Origin of the sequence: Streptomyces sp. Ru62, assembly GCF_002920615.1 — a bacterium.
Taxonomy (GTDB): domain Bacteria; phylum Actinomycetota; class Actinomycetes; order Streptomycetales; family Streptomycetaceae; genus Streptomyces.
On record NZ_PQSU01000001.1, the window covers coordinates 352,458 to 368,500 of the forward strand.

Consider the following 16,043-nt stretch of genomic DNA (forward strand, 5'->3'; position numbering starts at 1 on the left):
CACCGAGGCGCAATCCGGAAAATGTGCGACTCTTGAGGGAAAGCGGATGCACGGCTTTCGCATACGTCACGGTGCGTGAGAGGGCGGTCCGATGTCTGTGGTCGAACAGTACGCGCGCGCTCATATCGTCACGGACGAGGAGGACCCGGGGGCCGTACCCGTCGTGCTGCGGTACGACCCGGACACCGATCCCCGCTCCGTCCGGGTCGGGCTTCCCGGACCGCACGAGTGGACCTTCTCCCGCGCGCTCCTCGAACGGGGACTGCGGGCGCCCGCCGAGAGCGGCGACGTCCGCGTGTGGCCCTGCGGGCGCGTCCAGGCGGTGGTCGAGTTCCACACCGACGACGGGGTCGAAGTGGTGCAGTTCGAGTCGAAGACCCTGGTGCGGTTCCTGCGCCGCACCTACACCGTCGAGCCCGTACGGAGCTGATCGGGGCCGGGCGGGGCCGGTCAGCTCCCGAGCTTCAGCAGCTTCGCCACGATCGGGCCGGCCGTGTCACCGCCGTGCCCGCCCGCCTGGACCACGCCGGCGGCGGCGAGGTCGCCCCGGTAGGCGGTGAACCAGCCGTTCGGCTTCTTCTGCCCGTCGACCTCCGCCGAGCCGGTCTTCGCGCCGTAGTCCGGGCCGAGCCCCGACATCGCCTCGGCGGCCGTGCCGTACGCGGCCGTGTACCGCATCAGCTCGCGGAGCTGGGACAGCGTCTTCGGCGACAGGGTGCGTGAGGCGGTGGCCAGCGTGCGGTGGTCCACGGACGGCGAGACCAGGTACGGCTGGTGGAAGGTGCCCGACTTCACGGTCGCCGCCACGGACGCCATGTTCAGCGGGTTCATGCGCACCCCGCCCTGCCCGATCAGCGAGGCCGCCATCTGCGCCGCCGACTGCACCGGCACTGAGCCGTCGAAGGTGGGCACGCCGATCGCCCAGTTGTTCATGGACAGCCCGAAGACCTGCTGGGCCTGCTTGGTCAGGTCGTCGTTCTTCAGCTTCTTCGCCTGGCTGATGAAGGCCGTGTTGCAGGACCGGGCGAAGCTCGCCTTGAACGTGCCGCCCTTGATCTCGAAGTCGTCGTCGTTGTGGAACTTCCAGCCGCCGTAGGTGAACGTCTTGGGGCAGGGGTGCGGCTTGTCCACCGACGCCAGGCCCTTGTCGATCAGCAGCGACGACGTGATCACCTTCATCGTGGAGCCGGGCGCCAGCGAGCCCTGCAAGGCGGTGTTGAAGCCGTGGCCGCTGTTGGCGACCGCGAGGATCTCACCGGTCGAGGGCCGCAGCGCGACCACCGAGGCACGCGCGCGCCCCGCGACCTGCTGCTCGGCGGCGGCCTGGAGGGTGGGGCTGAGTGTCGTCTTCACGGTGCCCGGGGTGCCCTTGCTCAGCTCGACCAGCGTCTTGTCGGAGAGCTTGGCGTCCTTGGCCGCCTTGCCGCGCACGACGCGCAGTTCGACGCCCGCCGTGCCGCCCGCCTTCTTGCCGTACTTCTCCCGCAGCCCGTCCAGCACCGTGCCGAGGGACGGATACTTGGCGGTCGCGATCTCGCCGCCGTCGCGGTCCAGCGCCTTGACCGGCGGGGTGCCGGACGCGCCGGTCACGAGCGTGTCGCCGTCCCGCAGCTCCGGGTGGACCACGGCGGAGTGCCAGTCGACCAGCGGCTCGCCGTCGCTCGCCCGGCGCACGACGGTGAGCGAACTGCTGTAGGCGAGCGGCTTGCTGAGGCCCCGGTAGGCCACCGTCGCCTTCACGGAGAACGGCACCTCGGCGCCCTTCGCCGTTCCCGGCGTGAGCGTGACGTCCTTCAGGTGGGCGTCCTTGGTGTAGCCGGTGAGGGCCTTCCCGGCGGCGGCGGGGTCGTCGGTGGCGTCCGCCGCCCGGTCGGTCCTGCCCTGCTGCCAGGCGGTCAGGAAGCGGGTGGAGGCGGTGCGGACCTCGGTGGCGGTGAGCGGGCCGGTCCTGACGGTCCGGTGGCCGGCCGTGGCGGCGGACCGCTCGTCGGCCGCGGCACCGCCGTCGTACAGCGCGTAGACGCCGAACCCGGCACCGCCGACCACCACGGCGATCATCCCGCCGAGTACGGCGGGTCGGGTCTTCCGTCGCTCGGCGACGCGCCTTCTCTTGCCCACAGCCTCAGTTCCTCCGCACCTTTCCCAGGGTCCCCGCAGCCCTCACATTCCCCAACGACGGCAATCACCTTAAAGTCCCGGTCTTCCCGGGTGACGTCAGCCCGCGTTCCGTAGCACGCTTGCGACAATCGGTCCGGCCGCGTCGATGCCGTGCCCGCCGTCCTGGACCATGGCCGCCGCGGCGACGTCGTCGCGGTAACCGGTGAACCAGCTGTCCGACTTCGCCTCCCCGTCGACCTCGGCGGAACCGGTCTTCGCGCCGACGTCCCCGCCCATCCCGGCCATCACACCGGCCGCGGTGCCGCTGCGCGCGGTGCGGTTCATCATGGTGCGCAGCTGCTGGGCCGTGGACGGCGACAGCCCGCGCGCGCGGGCCGGTTCGCGGCCGTCCAGCTTCAGCGGCACGATCAGGGGCTGGTGGAAGGTGCCGGTCTTCGCGGTGGCCGTCACGGAGGCCATGTTCAGCGGGCTCATCTGGACCTGGCCCTGGCCGATCAGGTTGGCCGCGGTGTCCGGGCCGCCGGAGGCCGGCACCCGGCCGTCGAACGTGGGCACGCCGACCTGCCAGTTGTTCCGCCCGAGCCCGAAACGGTCCTCGGCCTCCCGGGTGAGGGAGTCGACCTTCACCTCGTCCGCGAACTTCACGAACGCCGTGTTGCAGGAGCGGGCGAAGCTGTCGGCGAGGGTGGCGTGCTCGTCCGGCACCAGGCCCTTGAGGTTCTGGAAGGTCTGGCTCTGCCAGACGGCCGACGGCGGGCAGGGCGCTGGTCCGTTCGCCGTGGTGAGGCCGTTGTCGATGAGCGTCGCCGCGCTGATGATCTTCATGGTGGAGCCCGGGGCGCGTTCGCCGAGGAGGGCCGCGTCGAAGCCGTCGTCGCGGTTGTTGGCGACGGCGAGTATCTCGCCGGTGCTCGGCCTGACGGCCACGACGGAGGAATTCGGGTACTTCAGCACGGCCTTCTCGGCCGCCGCCTGGGCGCTCGCGCTGAGCGTCGTGGGGAGCCTGCCGGGCTTGCCCTTGGCCAGGGTGAGCAGCGGGGTGTCCGCCGCCTGGCTGCCGTCCGCCGCCGCCTGGTGGCGGATCACGAGCTCCACGCCCGGCCGGCCACCGGTCTTGTCGCCGTAGCGCCGGCGCAGCTCGTCCAGGATCGGACCGAGGGACGGGTACGTCACCCGGGTGAGCACCTTGCCGTCGCGGTCCACGGCCTCGATCTCCGGGGCGGCCGAGTCGCCGGTGGTGAGCGTGTCGCCCTTGCGCAGGCGCGGGTGGACGACGGAGGGCTGCCAGTCGACCAGCGCGCGGTGCGAGGTCTCGCCGCGCACGACGGTCAGCTCGCTGCGGTAGGAGAGCGGCCGGGAGGCGCCGGCGTACGACACCGTCGCCCGCACCGTGAACGGCACCGTGTCGCCGGTGGCCCGGCCGGGAGTGATCCGTATCCTGCCGATGTGCGCGGTGCCGCCGTAGGCCGACAGCAACTCCTGAGCCGCCTCCGGGAAGTTCGTGTACGACGCCGCGGCGGTCGCGTCACCCTTCTCCCAGGCGGTGAAGAACGCGCCGGTCGTCTCCTTCACCTCGGAGCCGCTGGGCGGACCGGTCCGCACGGCGGCCGAGCCCCCCGGACCGTCGTCGCCGTTCAGCGCGGACGCGACGTTGTACAGCCCGTACCCGGCACCGCCCAGCAGCGTGACGCACACGCCGCCTATGACGGCCGCCTTGACCCCGTTGCGCATGGCGCGCTTCCCCTCCCGTTCAGCCTGTTGAACATGTTCAAAACAGGTCGTGGGAGCACTGTAAGCGGTTGCGCCGCCCCTGTGACCGGAGTTGTCGAAACCGTGACTCAGACCCAGGTGTCCAGCCACATCCGCGACCGCCACGAGTCGATCGGGATGGCCTGGCCGGTGTACAGGGGCCAGAAGTAGATGAAGTTCCAGGCGATCAGCAGGACCAGAACGCCCGCCGCCGAGGCGCCGATCACTCGGCGGGTGTCCGTGGAACCCCGTGGGCCGACGATCGCGCCGATCATCATCGCCACCGCCAGACACAGGAACGGCAGGAAGACGACCGCGTAGAAGAGGAAGATCGTCCGCTCCTGGTAGTGGAACCAGGGCAGGTATCCCGCCGCGATGCCACAGGCGATGGCACCGGCCCGCCAGTCGCGGCGGAACGCCCAGCGCCACAGCACGTAGAGGATCGCGAAGCAGGCCGCCCACCACAGCAGCGGCGTGCCGATCGCCAGCACCTCCCGGGCGCACTTCTGGCCCGCGTCCACCGGGCAGCCGTCGGAGCCGGGGGAGGGGGACTCGTAGAAGTAGGACACCGGGCGGCCCAGCACGATCCAGCTCCACGGGTTGGACTGGTAGGTGTGCGGCTGGTCCAGGTGGACGTGGAAGTTGTACACCTCGTGCTCGTAGTGCCACAGGCTGCGCAGCCAGTCCGGCAGGAAGGACCAGGTGCCGCCCTTGCCGTCGGTGGCCGCCCAGTTGCGGTAGTAGCCGCCCGTGCCGTCGGCCGGCGAGAGGATCCAGCCCGTCCAGGAGGCCAGGTAGACCACCAGCGCCACCGGGACCGTCGCCACGAAGGCGGCACCGGTGTCGTACTTGAGGACGGCGAGGTACGGGTGGCGCGCGCCCGCCACCTTGCGGGTGCCGACGTCCCACAGGACCGTCATCACGCAGAACGCGGCCAGGACGTACAGCCCGTTCCACTTGGTGCCCACGGCCAGGCCCAGCATGACACCGGCGCCCCAGCGCCACGGGCGCCACCCGAAGCGGAAGGCGTCGGCGACCCGCTCGTCGGGCCGTACCCGCCCGTCCGGTCCGGCCGGCAGCGCGGCGGCCACTCTCTCCCTGGCCCGGTCCCGGTCCACGACCAGACAGCCGAACGCGGCCACCACGAAGAACATGAGCACGCCGTCGAGCAGCGAGGTCCGGCTCATCACGAAGTGCAGGCCGTCCACGGCCATCAGCGCGCCCGCCAGACAGCCGAGGAACGTCGAGCGGAACATCCGGCGGCCGATCCGGCACAGCAGCAGGACGGAGAGCGTGCCCAGCAGCGCCGTCATGAACCGCCAGCCGAACGGGTCGAAACCGAAGACCAGTTCGCCCAGGCCGATGACGTACTTGCCGACCGGCGGGTGCACCACGTACGCCGGGTCCGTGGGGATCGCCAGATTCCCGTGCTGCTGGAGCACCATGTCGTTGGCGGTCTTGCCGTACCGGTCCCAGCTCACCTCGAAGCCGCGGTGGACGAGCGCCCACGCGTCCTTCGCGTAGTACGTCTCGTCGAATATCACCGCGCGCGGGCTGCCCAGGTTCCAGAACCGCATGACGCCCGCCATCAGCGTCACCAGCAGCGGCCCGCCCCAGCCCGACCAGCGCGTGAGCCGCTCGGCGAGCAGCGGCGGCACGCCGAGCCCCCGCCACAGCCGGGGGCTCGGCTCGGCGTACGGCGGCACCAGCCGGTCGCGTACGTCACCCGAGGGCGCGTCCGTGGCCGGCGCGTACCCGAATCGGCGCAGCCGACGCTGCCACGGCGGCCGGCGGTCGTGCGGTGCCTGGTCCTGCCGGAGGTCCATGGAGGACGCGGTACTGGTCACCGCGCCATCGTAGGGAAACGTCCTGTGCGAGTCCCGTGCATGCGCGGTACCGGTCCGGACACGGTCGGTTCCGTCCCGCTCACGGCCGCCCCGCAGCCGGCCCCGGATCCCGGGGAAGCGGCCCGGGATCTCCTGGGAGGATGGGGGTGTGACTGGAACCCTTGTCCTGGCAGGTACCCCCATCGGCGACATCGCGGACGCGCCGCCCCGGCTCGCCGAGGAGCTGGCCGGCGCCGACGTGGTCGCCGCCGAGGACACCCGGCGGCTGCGCCGGCTCACCCAGGCGCTGGGCGTCACGCCCAAGGGCCGCGTGGTGTCGTACTTCGAGGGCAACGAGTCCGCCCGCACCCCGGAGCTGGTGCAGGAGCTGCTCGGCGGCGCGCGCGTGCTGCTGGTGACCGACGCCGGCATGCCCTCCGTCTCCGACCCCGGCTACCGGCTGGTCGCCGCCGCCGTCGAGCAGGACGTCCGGGTCACCGCCGTGCCGGGGCCGTCCGCCGTGCTCACCGCGCTCGCCCTGTCCGGGCTGCCCGTCGACCGCTTCTGCTTCGAGGGCTTCCTGCCCCGCAAGGCCGGCGAACGGCTGTCCCGGCTGCGCGAGGTCGCCGGCGAGCGGCGCACCCTCGTCTACTTCGAGGCCCCGCACCGGCTGGACGACACCCTCGCCGCCATGGCCGAGGTCTTCGGCGCCGACCGGCGGGCCGCCGTCTGCCGGGAGCTGACCAAGACGTACGAGGAGGTGCGGCGCGGTCCGCTGGCCGAGCTGGCGCGGTGGGCCGCGGAGGGCGTACGCGGTGAGATCACCGTGGTGGTCGAGGGCGCGCCCGAGACCGGGCCCGAGGAACTCGACGCCGAGGAGCTGGTGCGCCGGGTCCGGGTCCGGGAGGAGGCCGGCGAGCGCCGCAAGGAGGCCATCGCGGCGGTGGCGGCGGAGGCGGGACTGCCGAAGAGGGTCGTGTTCGACGCGGTGGTGGCGGCCAAGCGCTCCGCCGGGTGAGGCGGGTCGTCACGTAGGCCTCCGCGCCCCCTGGGAGCGCCTCCGTGCGCCCCATGGGGGTGCAAAAGGCTGGCGTCGATGGCAAAGCACAGCCGTCTCATTCGCGACCGTTTGGCAAGCGATGTCCAAATCGCCTCCAACACTCGACAGACCTGCTGCATTCGCTCCGGTGGAGGCGTCCACTGGTCGAAGGGACGCACCCGTCCAGAGGGACGCACCCGTCCGACAGGGAGCTGGCATGAGTGACATAGCAGGGCGGACCGGCCTCCGTGCCACAGCCACAGCCGTCGTTCACGAGTCGTACTCGTTCGCCTGCATGCGCTGCGGGCACGGCTGGGAGCAGTCGTACGAGATAGAGCACCACACGAACGCGCAGGGGGAGGAGTTCGTGCTGTACGTGGCCGACGACCAGGTCGTCCCGTCGCCGCTGAGCCGGCCGTCCTGCCAGAACTGCGACGGCCATGTGGTGCGGATCATGCGCGCGGGCCAGGTCTCCGCGGTGCGCGGCCCGGCCGGGCGGCACCACCACCGCGTGCCGCAGGCGGGCCCGGTCGAGACGCCGCAGGTGCCCACGCAGGCCGCACAGGCCAGGGCGCCGCACCACTGGCACCTGTCCGACCTGCTGCACCCGTTCCACCGCAAGGCGGGCTGAGCGGATCGCCGGCCGTCGGAGGCGTGCACCTTCCGTAGGATCGGAGCATGCCTTCGAACGCCGGTCAGAGCAGCAAGGACGCCGACAAGAACGCGGCACCGCCGCTGCCCCAGCCCTTGGCGGTGCCCGTCGCCGACTCCCACACCCACCTCGACATGCAGTCCGGCACGGTGGAGGAGGGCCTGGCGAAGGCCGCCTCGGTGGGCGTCACGACGGTCGTCCAGGTCGGCTGCGACCTCAAGGGCTCGCAGTGGGCCGCCGAGACCGCGGCGGCACACGAGAACGTCCACGCCACCGTCGCCCTCCACCCCAACGAGGCCCCGCGCATCGTCCACGGCGACCCGGACGGGTGGTCGAGGCAGGGCGCCCGGGAGCCCGGCGGCGACGCGGCGCTGGACGAGGCCCTCGCCGAGATCGACCGGCTGGCCGGGCTACCGCAGGTGAAGGGCGTCGGTGAGACGGGCCTGGACCACTTCCGCACCGGCCCCGAGGGCAAGGCCGCCCAGGAACGGTCCTTCCGCGCCCACATCGAGATCGCGAAGCGGCACGGCAAGGCGCTCGTCATCCACGACCGCGACGCCCACGCCGACGTCCTCAGGATCCTGAAGGAGGAGGGCGCCCCCGAGCGCACCGTCTTCCACTGCTACTCCGGCGACGCCGAGATGGCCCGGATCTGCGCCCGCGAGGGCTACTTCATGTCCTTCGCCGGCAACGTCACCTTCAAGAACGCCCAGAACCTGCGGGACGCCGTCGCGGTCGCCCCGCTGGAGCTGGTCCTCGTGGAGACCGACGCACCCTTCCTCACCCCCGCGCCGTACCGCGGACGGCCCAACGCCCCGTATCTCATTCCGGTCACGGTCCGCGCGATGGCCGCCGTGCGCGGGATCGACGAGGACGCGCTGGCGACGGCCCTCGCCGCCAACACGGCGCGAGCCTTCGGCTACTGACCGTCCGTCAGAGGGGCGACCGTGCGTCCCGCGCTGCTGACCGACCGTCCGTGTCGCGACGGTGCGTAGTCGAGTCGCTTTGGAGAGTGACCGACGCTCCGCTAGGTTCTGGGGGCCCGATCCGGACCCCTCTGGCCCCTGGAGCGTGTCGGCGTGAGCACGTCGCCGTACGAGACGTACGACCCCTACGGACCTGACGCCTCCGTCCATACCGCGGAGACGCTGCCCTACGGCATCCATGAGGACACCTACCGGCCCGCCTACGAGGCAGAGGCGTACTTCGTCACCGAACCGGCGCCGCCGCTGCCCCGGCGGACGGCGAGCGCACCCGGGACGGTGGCCCACGAGACGCCGGCTCCCGAGGCGTCCGAGGAGAGCGGTGGGCCCGCTCCGCGCCGGCGCAAGGCCCGCTACGGCGAGCGCCCGGACTCCACCGTGCGCCGCCTGCTGCCGCAGGCGCTGGTCGTGGCCTTCCTGGCCGGCGGCACCACCGCCTTCGTCGCCAACGACAAGGCGGTCGAGCTGAGCGTCGACGGCAGACAGCGCAGCCTGCACACGTTCGCCGACGACGTGAGCGAACTGCTCGCCGAGGAGGGCGTGCGCGTGGGGACCCACGACATGATCGCGCCCGCCCGCGGCACGGCGCTCGCCAGCGGCGACGCCGTCGCCGTGCGGTACGGGCGCCCGGTACGGCTCACCCTGGACGGCCGCCGGCGCGAGGTGTGGACGACGGCGCGCACGGTGGAGGGCGCGCTGGACGAGCTGGGGGTGCGCGCCGAGGGCGCGTATCTGTCGACCTCGCGCTCCCGGCCCATCGGACGCGCCGGGCTCGCGCTCGACGTGCGCACCGAACGCGCGGTCACCGTCCTGGCGGACGGCCGGACCCGCACCATCCGCACCAACGCGGCCACCGTCCGGGAAGCCGTCGAGGAGGCCGGGATCACGCTGCGCGGCCAGGACACCACCTCCGTCCCGCCGGACAGCTTCCCGCGCGACGGGCAGACGGTGACCGTGCTGCGGGTGAGCAGCACCCGGGAGATCCACGAGGAACAGATCCCGTTCGCGGTCGAGCGGACCTCGGACCCCACGGTCTTCCAGGGCACCGAGGTCGTCGCGCGGCCCGGTCAGCCGGGACTGCGCCGGACCACCTACTACGTGCGCACCGTCAACGGGGTACGGCAGAAGCCGCGCCCCGAGCGGTCGGAGGTGGTGCGCGAGCCGCGCGCACAGGTGATCAAGGTGGGCACCAAGCCCCGGCCGCCCTCCGTGCGGGACGCCGACCGCCTGAACTGGCGCGCGCTCGCCGCCTGCGAGTCCGGCGGCCGGCCCGACGCGGTCGACCCATCCGGGACGTACGGCGGGCTGTACCAGTTCGACACCCGCACCTGGCAGAGCCTCGGCGGCAAGGGCCGGCCCCAGGACGCCTCGGCGGAGGAGCAGACGTCCCGGGCGAAGAAGCTGTACATCCGGCGGGGGGCGAGCCCTTGGCCGCACTGCGGGACGAGACTGCGGGGGTAGGGGGCAGCGGGGCCGAGCGGGCGCGCCGTGTGGATGCCCCGTGCGGATGCCCCGTGCGGCACAGGCCGTCACCCGGCCGCGGGCCCGTCGTGGTCGCTCGCGCAGTTCCCCGCGTCCCTCCGGGGCGCGGGGCACCTGGCGATCCGGCCCGGTACGGCCCCGTACCCTTGTCCCGTGAGCAGCCCCTCCCCCGATTCCCTCCTCGGCCCCGCCGACATCCGCGAGCTCGCGGCGGCGCTCGGTGTCCGTCCCACCAAGCAGCGCGGCCAGAACTTCGTGATCGACGCCAACACGGTCCGCCGTATCGTCCGTACCGCCGAGGTCCGCCCCGACGACGTGGTCGTCGAGGTCGGCCCGGGGCTCGGCTCGCTCACCCTCGCGCTGCTGGAGACCGCCGACCGCGTCACCGCCGTGGAGATCGACGACGTACTCGCCGCCGCCCTCCCCGCCACCATCGCCGCGCGCATGCCGGACCGCGCCGACCGCTTCGCGCTGGTCCACTCCGACGCGATGCACGTCACCGAGCTGCCCGGACCCGCGCCGACGGCCCTGGTGGCGAACCTGCCGTACAACGTCGCCGTCCCCGTGCTGCTGCACATGCTCGACACCTTCCCGAGCATCGAGCGGACGCTGGTGATGGTGCAGTCCGAGGTGGCCGACCGGCTCGCCGCCGCGCCCGGCAACAAGGTGTACGGAGTGCCGTCCGTGAAGGCCAACTGGTACGCCGACGTGAAGCGGGCCGGAGCCATCGGGCGCAACGTCTTCTGGCCCGCGCCGAACGTCGACAGCGGGCTGGTGTCTCTGGTGCGGCGGGCCGAGCCGATCAGGACCACCGCCTCCAAGGCCGAGGTCTTCGCCGTCGTCGACGCGGCCTTCGCCCAGCGCCGCAAGACCCTGCGGGCCGCGCTCGCCGGCTGGGCCGGGTCCGCGGCGGCGGCCGAGGCGGCCCTGGTCGCGGCCGGGGTCTCGCCGCAGGCGCGCGGCGAGTCGCTGACCGTCGAGGAGTTCGCGCGGATCGCGGAGGCCGCGTCAGCGCGGGGGGCGACCCCCGCACGACCGAACGAGGAGAGCGGCGAGTGAGCGTCACGGTCCGGGTCCCCGCCAAGGTCAACGTCCAGCTCGCGGTGGGCGCGGCCCGCGCCGACGGCTTCCACGACCTGGCCAACGTCTTCCTCGCCGTCGGCCTGTACGACGAGGTGACGGTGACCCCTGCCGACGAACTCCGGATCACCTGCGAGGGCCCGGACGCCGGCCAGGTCCCGCTGGACCGCAGCAACCTCGCCGCGCGGGCCGCCATCGCCCTCGCCGGGCGCCGGGGCATCGAGCCCCACGTCCACATCCACATCGCCAAGGACATCCCGGTCGCCGGTGGCATGGCGGGCGGCAGCGCGGACGGCGCGGGCGCGCTGCTCGCCTGCGACCGGCTGTGGGGTACGGGGGCGTCACGCGCCGAGCTGCTCGCGATCTGCGCCGAGCTGGGCAGTGACGTGCCGTTCAGCCTGGTCGGCGGGGCGGCGCTGGGAGTGGGGCGCGGGGAGCGGCTGACCTCGCTGGAGACCGGCGGCACCTTCCACTGGGTCTTCGCGATGGCCGGGCGGGGGCTGTCGACGCCCGCCGTCTTCCGGGAGTTCGACCGGCTGGCCGAGGGACGGGAGATCCCGGAGCCGGTGGCGTCGGCGGAGCTGCTGGAGGCACTGGCGAAGGGGGACGTGGAGGGGCTGGCGGCGGCCGTCTCCAACGACCTTCAGCCTGCGGCCCTGTCCCTCTTCCCGGAGCTCGCGGACACGCTGGAGGCGGGGCGCGGGGCCGGTGCGCTCGCCGCGCTGGTCTCCGGTTCCGGTCCTACGACGGCGTTCCTCACGCGGGACGCCGAGTCGGCGGAGAAGGTGGCCGTGGCCCTGCGGGGGTCGGGGACGTGCCGGGCGGTGCGGACCGCGGGGGGGCCGGTGGCGGGGGCGACGGTGCTCTGAGCAGGTTCAGTACTGGTTGAAGGTGGTCAGGTCGATGAGGATGTCGTAGGTGGGGACGCTCACCTTGACGTGGTCGTGATAGGTGCCTGTCAACGCGTAGGTACCGCTGGCCTCGCCGCGTTCGCGAGCCGACAACCCCCTCGCGCCCCGCCCTCACCCCCGCAGGCCCTACGCTAGAAGGCTGACCCCCGCGGCGGAGCCGCGCGTCGAAACAGCCCCGCGCACAGGAGTGAAATGGCCGTCAACCTGGTCAATGTCGAGAACGTCAGCAAGGTGTACGGCACCCGTGCCCTGCTGGACGGTGTCTCGCTCGGTGTGCAGGAAGGGGACCGGATCGGAGTCGTCGGACGCAACGGCGACGGCAAGACCACCCTCATCCGGATGCTCGCCAAGCTGGAGGAGGCGGACACCGGACGGGTCACGCACTCCGGCGGGCTGCGGATCGGCGTGCTCACCCAGCACGACTCCCTCGACCCCGACGCCACCGTCCGTCACGAGGTCATCGGTGACATGGCCGACCACGAGTGGGCCGGGAACGCGAAGGTCAGGGACGTGCTGACCGGGCTGTTCGGCGGGCTGGACCTGCCGGGCTTCCCGAAGGGGCTGGACACCGTCATCGGCCCGCTGTCCGGTGGCGAGCGGCGCCGGATCGCGCTCGCCAAGCTGCTCATCGAGGAGCAGGACCTGCTGGTCCTGGACGAGCCCACCAACCACCTCGACGTCGAGGGCATCGCCTGGCTCGCGAAGCACCTCCAGAACCGGCGCTCGGCGCTGGTGTGCGTGACCCACGACCGGTGGTTCCTGGACCAGGTGTGCACGCGCATGTGGGACGTGCAGCGCGGTGACGTGTACGAGTACGAGGGCGGCTACTCCGACTACGTCTTCGCCCGTGCCGAGCGCGAGCGGATCGCCGCGACCGAGGAGGCGAAGCGGCAGAACCTGATCCGCAAGGAGCTGGCCTGGCTGCGGCGGGGCGCCCCCGCCCGCACCTCCAAGCCGCGCTTCCGGGTGGAGGCCGCCAACGAGCTGATCGCGGACGTGCCCCCGCCCCGGGACAGCAGCGAGCTGATGAAGTTCGCCTCCTCGCGGCTCGGCAGGACGGTCTTCGACCTGGAGGACGTCACCGTGCAGGCCGGGCCCAAGGTGCTGCTCAAGCACCTCACCTGGCAGCTCGGCCCGGGCGACCGGATCGGCCTCGTCGGGGTCAACGGCGCCGGGAAGACCTCGCTGCTGCGGGCCATGGCCGAGGCCGCGCGGACCGAGGGCGAGGAGCAGCCCGCCGGTGGCCGCATCGCCGTCGGGAAGACCGTCAGGCTGGCCTACCTCTCCCAGGAGGTCGCCGAACTCGACCCGACGTGGCGGGTGCTGGAGGCCGTGCAGCGGGTCCGGGAGCGCGTCGACCTCGGCAAGGGCCGTGAGATGACGGCCGGGCAGCTCTGCGAGACGTTCGGCTTCAGCAAGGAGAAGCAGTGGACGCCGGTCGGGGACCTCTCCGGTGGTGAGCGGCGGCGGCTCCAGCTGCTGCGGCTCCTCATGGACGAGCCCAACGTCCTCTTCCTGGACGAGCCGACCAACGACCTCGACATCGAGACGCTCACCCAGCTGGAGGACCTCCTCGACGGCTGGCCCGGCTCGATGATCGTCATCTCCCACGACCGGTTCTTCGTGGAGCGGACGACGGACCGAGTGTTCGCCCTGCTCGGCGACGGCACGCTGCGGATGCTGCCGCGCGGGATCGACGAGTACCTGGAGCGGCGGCAGCGGATGGAGGAGGCGGTCGCCGCGCAGGCCGCCGCCGCGGTGCCCAAGCCGGTCACACAGGAGAAGAGCGCGGCCGACCAGCGCGCGGCGAAGAAGGAACTCCAGAAGATCGAGCGTCAGTTGGACAAGATCTCCGAGAAGGAGTCCAAGCTGCACGCCCAGATCGCCGACAACGCCACCGACTTCGCGAAGGTCGCCGAACTCGACGCCCAGTTGCGGGATCTCGCCGGGGAGCGCGAGGAACTGGAGCTGCGCTGGCTGGAACTGGCGGAGGACGCCTGATTCTTCACGCCCGCTCACGGAGGGGGCGCGAGCGCCGCGTGAAGGGGGCGTGAAGGCGCGTAACGGCGGCATCACGGGCCGGTCGTCCCTTGGGAACAGGGGACGACGCGGCCCCGTGTGCTGTCTGCACCGGGTGATAGAAAGAGCCGTCTGAGAACTGTCTGAGAACGACCTTGAGTCCGTCACGAACCTCAGGGCGTGGCTAAAAATCAGTGAACGAGGGGGAAGAGCGCTGATGACTCAGCCGCCCAACCAGCCGCCGCAGGGCGGATTCGGACCGCCGCAGGACCAGCCGTCGCAGGACCAGCCGTCGCAGGACCAGCCGCCGGGGGCCCAGCCGCCGGGGGCCCAGCCTCCGCAGGACCTGCCTGTGCAGCCCGGCGGTTTCGGCCCGGCCCCGCAGAACCCGCCGGCGCAGGGCGGTTTCGGTCCCGCTCCCCAGGCGCCACCGGCCCAGGGCGGTTTCGGTCCCGCTCCCCAGACGCCACCGGCCCAGGGCGGTTTCGGCGCGCCCCAGCCGCCCGCCGGTCCTCCGCAGCAGCCCCCGCAGCCCCCGCCGGGTTACGGCTATCCGCAGCAGCCCCAGCAGCCGGGCCCGTACGGCTCCGCCCCCGGTCCCTACGGCTATCCGCAGCAACCCCCGCAGCAGCCCGGCCCGTACGGCACCCCGCAGCCCGGCTACGGCCCTCCGCAGCAGCCGCCGTACCCGGGCATGCCCGGCGCCGCGCCCGGCGGGCCCTCCGACGGCAGGCCGGCCTCCCGGAAGAAGACCGCGCTGATCATCGGGGCCGCGGTGGCCGCGCTGCTCGTCATCGGCGGCACGGTGTTCGCGCTCACCGGCGACGGCAGCGGCGGCGGCGAGAAGAAGCCGGTCGCCCAGCAGAGCGACGACCCCAAGAACTCCGCCACCGCCTCGCCGACCACGTCCGGCGGCGGTGAGGACCCGGAGAACCTCAACGACGGCCGTCAGCCCGGCGAGGCGAAGGTGCTCTGGTACAAGCCGGCGCCGGACGCCCCGGCCTCCGGCGCCGACGCGCCCGGCATGTGGATCACGGGCGACACGGCGGTGAAGGCGGCCTACAAGCAGGTCTTCGCGTTCCGTACCGGGGACGGCGGCACCGCCTGGGGGCCGCTCGCCCTCCCGCAGAAGATCTGCGCGGTCACCCCGCAGAAATCCGCCGACGACAAGATCGTCGTGGCGTACATGAGCGGCGGCGGCGACCGCGCCAAGTGCAACCAGCTCCAGCAGCTCGACCTGCGCACCGGCGAGAAGGGCTGGAGCACCGAGGTCGCCGACGGCGGGCTGTTCGACAGCGCGCTCACCGTCGAACTGACCGTCAGCGGCAAGACGTTGATGGTGGGCCGTTCGCAGTCGGGCACGGCGTACGACATCGACAGCGGCAAGAAGCTGTACGACAAGAAGAAGTACGGCGCGGCCTGCTTCCCGGCCGCCTTCGCGGGCGGCACCGGCCGGCTGGTCCAGGTGGCCTCCTGCGGCGCCGGCACCGCCAAGGAGCACGAGGAGATCCAGGAACTCGACCCGGCCACCGGCAAGGTGCGCTGGACCCAGACGGTCAAGAAGGGCTGGGAGGTGACCCGGACCTACTCGGTCGACCCGCTCGTGGTCTACCTGACCAACCGGGACAAGAAGGCCTGGAACATCTCCACGTTCACCAAGGACGGCAAGTTCCGCTCCGAGGTGAAGGTGAACGAGAAGTTCGCCCCCCGCTGCGGCTGGGCGGTCCTGGAACGCGAGTTGCAGGGCTGCCAGGGCGTGGCGGTCGACGCCGACATGCTCTACCTGCCCACCGACTCCACGGTCAGCGCCAACGAGATCGTCGCGATCAGCCTCTCCGACGGCAAGGCGAAGTGGCGGGTCAAGTCCCCGGTGGACCAGCCGATGGCGCCGGTGAAGGTCGAGGGCGGCAAGCTCATCGCGTATGTGCAGCCGTCGTACGACGCGGGCGGCCAGGTGGTGTCGGTGCCGGTCACCGGCTCCTCCCACAGGACGACCAGGCTCCTGCAGAACCCGCAGGGCGCCGCCGAGGTCGAGGACACCTTCTACGACGGGGTCGTCGACTGGGCCGACGGGCGGTTCTTCATCTCCTCGGGCCGGCTGTCCGGCGACGACGACTCGAAGGAGAAGCTCATGATGGCGTTCGGCAACTGAGCCGGGCGCACCGCCGCGGCCGGCCCCCGTGC

General features: G+C 72.4%; 13 protein-coding genes. 9 read left to right on the top strand and 4 right to left on the bottom strand.

The genetic code is table 11. The features are described from left to right. Nucleotides 1-91 precede the first annotated feature (91 nt). The gene (locus C3492_RS01730; RefSeq protein ID WP_103809895.1) at nucleotides 92-430 is read left to right on the top strand and encodes an SsgA family sporulation/cell division regulator; all 339 of its coding nucleotides are present in this window, start codon (nucleotides 92-94) and stop codon (nucleotides 428-430) included. 20 nt (nucleotides 431-450) lie between these two features. On the opposite strand, the gene C3492_RS01735 is transcribed toward C3492_RS01730, so the two are convergent. The 3 genes from C3492_RS01735 to C3492_RS01745 all read right to left on the bottom strand — a co-directional run bounded on the left by C3492_RS01735 (nucleotide 451) and on the right by C3492_RS01745 (nucleotide 5,714). Further along, nucleotides 451-2,118 carry a penicillin-binding transpeptidase domain-containing protein gene (locus C3492_RS01735; RefSeq protein ID WP_103809896.1) on the bottom strand — a complete coding sequence of 556 codons (1,668 nt, stop codon included), beginning with the start codon at nucleotides 2,116-2,118 and terminating at the stop codon, nucleotides 451-453. A gap of 96 nt (nucleotides 2,119-2,214) precedes the next feature. Next, complete coding sequence (locus C3492_RS01740; RefSeq protein ID WP_103809897.1) at nucleotides 2,215-3,849, bottom strand: penicillin-binding transpeptidase domain-containing protein; 1,635 nt, start codon at nucleotides 3,847-3,849, stop codon at nucleotides 2,215-2,217. Nucleotides 3,850-3,956: 107 nt separating this feature from the next. Next, nucleotides 3,957-5,714, bottom strand: a complete 1,758-nt coding sequence (locus C3492_RS01745; protein WP_181140140.1) for a dolichyl-phosphate-mannose--protein mannosyltransferase — start codon at nucleotides 5,712-5,714, stop codon at nucleotides 3,957-3,959. Between the two features lie 148 nt (nucleotides 5,715-5,862). On the opposite strand from C3492_RS01745, the gene rsmI reads away from it, so the two are divergent. The 6 genes from rsmI (at nucleotide 5,863) to C3492_RS01775 (ending at nucleotide 11,798) form a co-directional block, all read left to right on the top strand. Further along, the gene (rsmI, locus tag C3492_RS01750; RefSeq protein ID WP_030650478.1) at nucleotides 5,863-6,711 is read left to right on the top strand and encodes a 16S rRNA (cytidine(1402)-2'-O)-methyltransferase; all 849 of its coding nucleotides are present in this window, start codon (nucleotides 5,863-5,865) and stop codon (nucleotides 6,709-6,711) included. A gap of 238 nt (nucleotides 6,712-6,949) precedes the next feature. Beyond that, a complete protein-coding gene (locus C3492_RS01755) occupies nucleotides 6,950-7,363 on the top strand; it encodes a hypothetical protein (RefSeq protein ID WP_103809898.1) in 414 nt (137 codons plus the stop codon). Between the two features lie 47 nt (nucleotides 7,364-7,410). Next, nucleotides 7,411-8,310, top strand: coding sequence for a TatD family hydrolase (locus tag C3492_RS01760; protein WP_103809899.1), 900 nt, complete (start codon nucleotides 7,411-7,413; stop codon nucleotides 8,308-8,310). A 153-nt stretch (nucleotides 8,311-8,463) separates the two neighbouring features. Continuing rightward, complete coding sequence (locus C3492_RS01765) at nucleotides 8,464-9,828, top strand: resuscitation-promoting factor (protein WP_103809900.1); 1,365 nt, start codon at nucleotides 8,464-8,466, stop codon at nucleotides 9,826-9,828. A 174-nt stretch (nucleotides 9,829-10,002) separates the two neighbouring features. Next, nucleotides 10,003-10,908: a 16S rRNA (adenine(1518)-N(6)/adenine(1519)-N(6))-dimethyltransferase RsmA gene (gene rsmA / locus C3492_RS01770; protein ID WP_103809901.1), complete on the top strand. Its 906-nt coding sequence runs from the start codon at nucleotides 10,003-10,005 to the stop codon at nucleotides 10,906-10,908. Continuing rightward, nucleotides 10,905-11,798 (top strand): 4-(cytidine 5'-diphospho)-2-C-methyl-D-erythritol kinase, encoded by an 894-nt coding sequence (locus tag C3492_RS01775; RefSeq protein WP_103809902.1) that lies wholly within the window; start codon nucleotides 10,905-10,907, stop codon nucleotides 11,796-11,798. The genes rsmA and C3492_RS01775 overlap by 4 nt, the downstream gene beginning before the upstream one ends. Nucleotides 11,799-11,804: 6 nt before the next feature. Here C3492_RS01775 and C3492_RS44070 read toward each other — a convergent pair whose 3' ends face one another. Further along, nucleotides 11,805-11,933 (bottom strand): hypothetical protein, encoded by a 129-nt coding sequence (locus C3492_RS44070; protein WP_258055431.1) that lies wholly within the window; start codon nucleotides 11,931-11,933, stop codon nucleotides 11,805-11,807. Between the two features lie 99 nt (nucleotides 11,934-12,032). Between C3492_RS44070 and C3492_RS01780 the strand changes: the two genes are divergently transcribed. Beyond that, complete coding sequence (locus tag C3492_RS01780) at nucleotides 12,033-13,841, top strand: ABC-F family ATP-binding cassette domain-containing protein (protein ID WP_103809903.1); 1,809 nt, start codon at nucleotides 12,033-12,035, stop codon at nucleotides 13,839-13,841. A gap of 235 nt (nucleotides 13,842-14,076) precedes the next feature. Further along, a complete protein-coding gene (locus tag C3492_RS01785; protein WP_103809904.1) occupies nucleotides 14,077-16,011 on the top strand; it encodes a PQQ-binding-like beta-propeller repeat protein in 1,935 nt (644 codons plus the stop codon). Nucleotides 16,012-16,043: the final 32 nt, after the last annotated feature.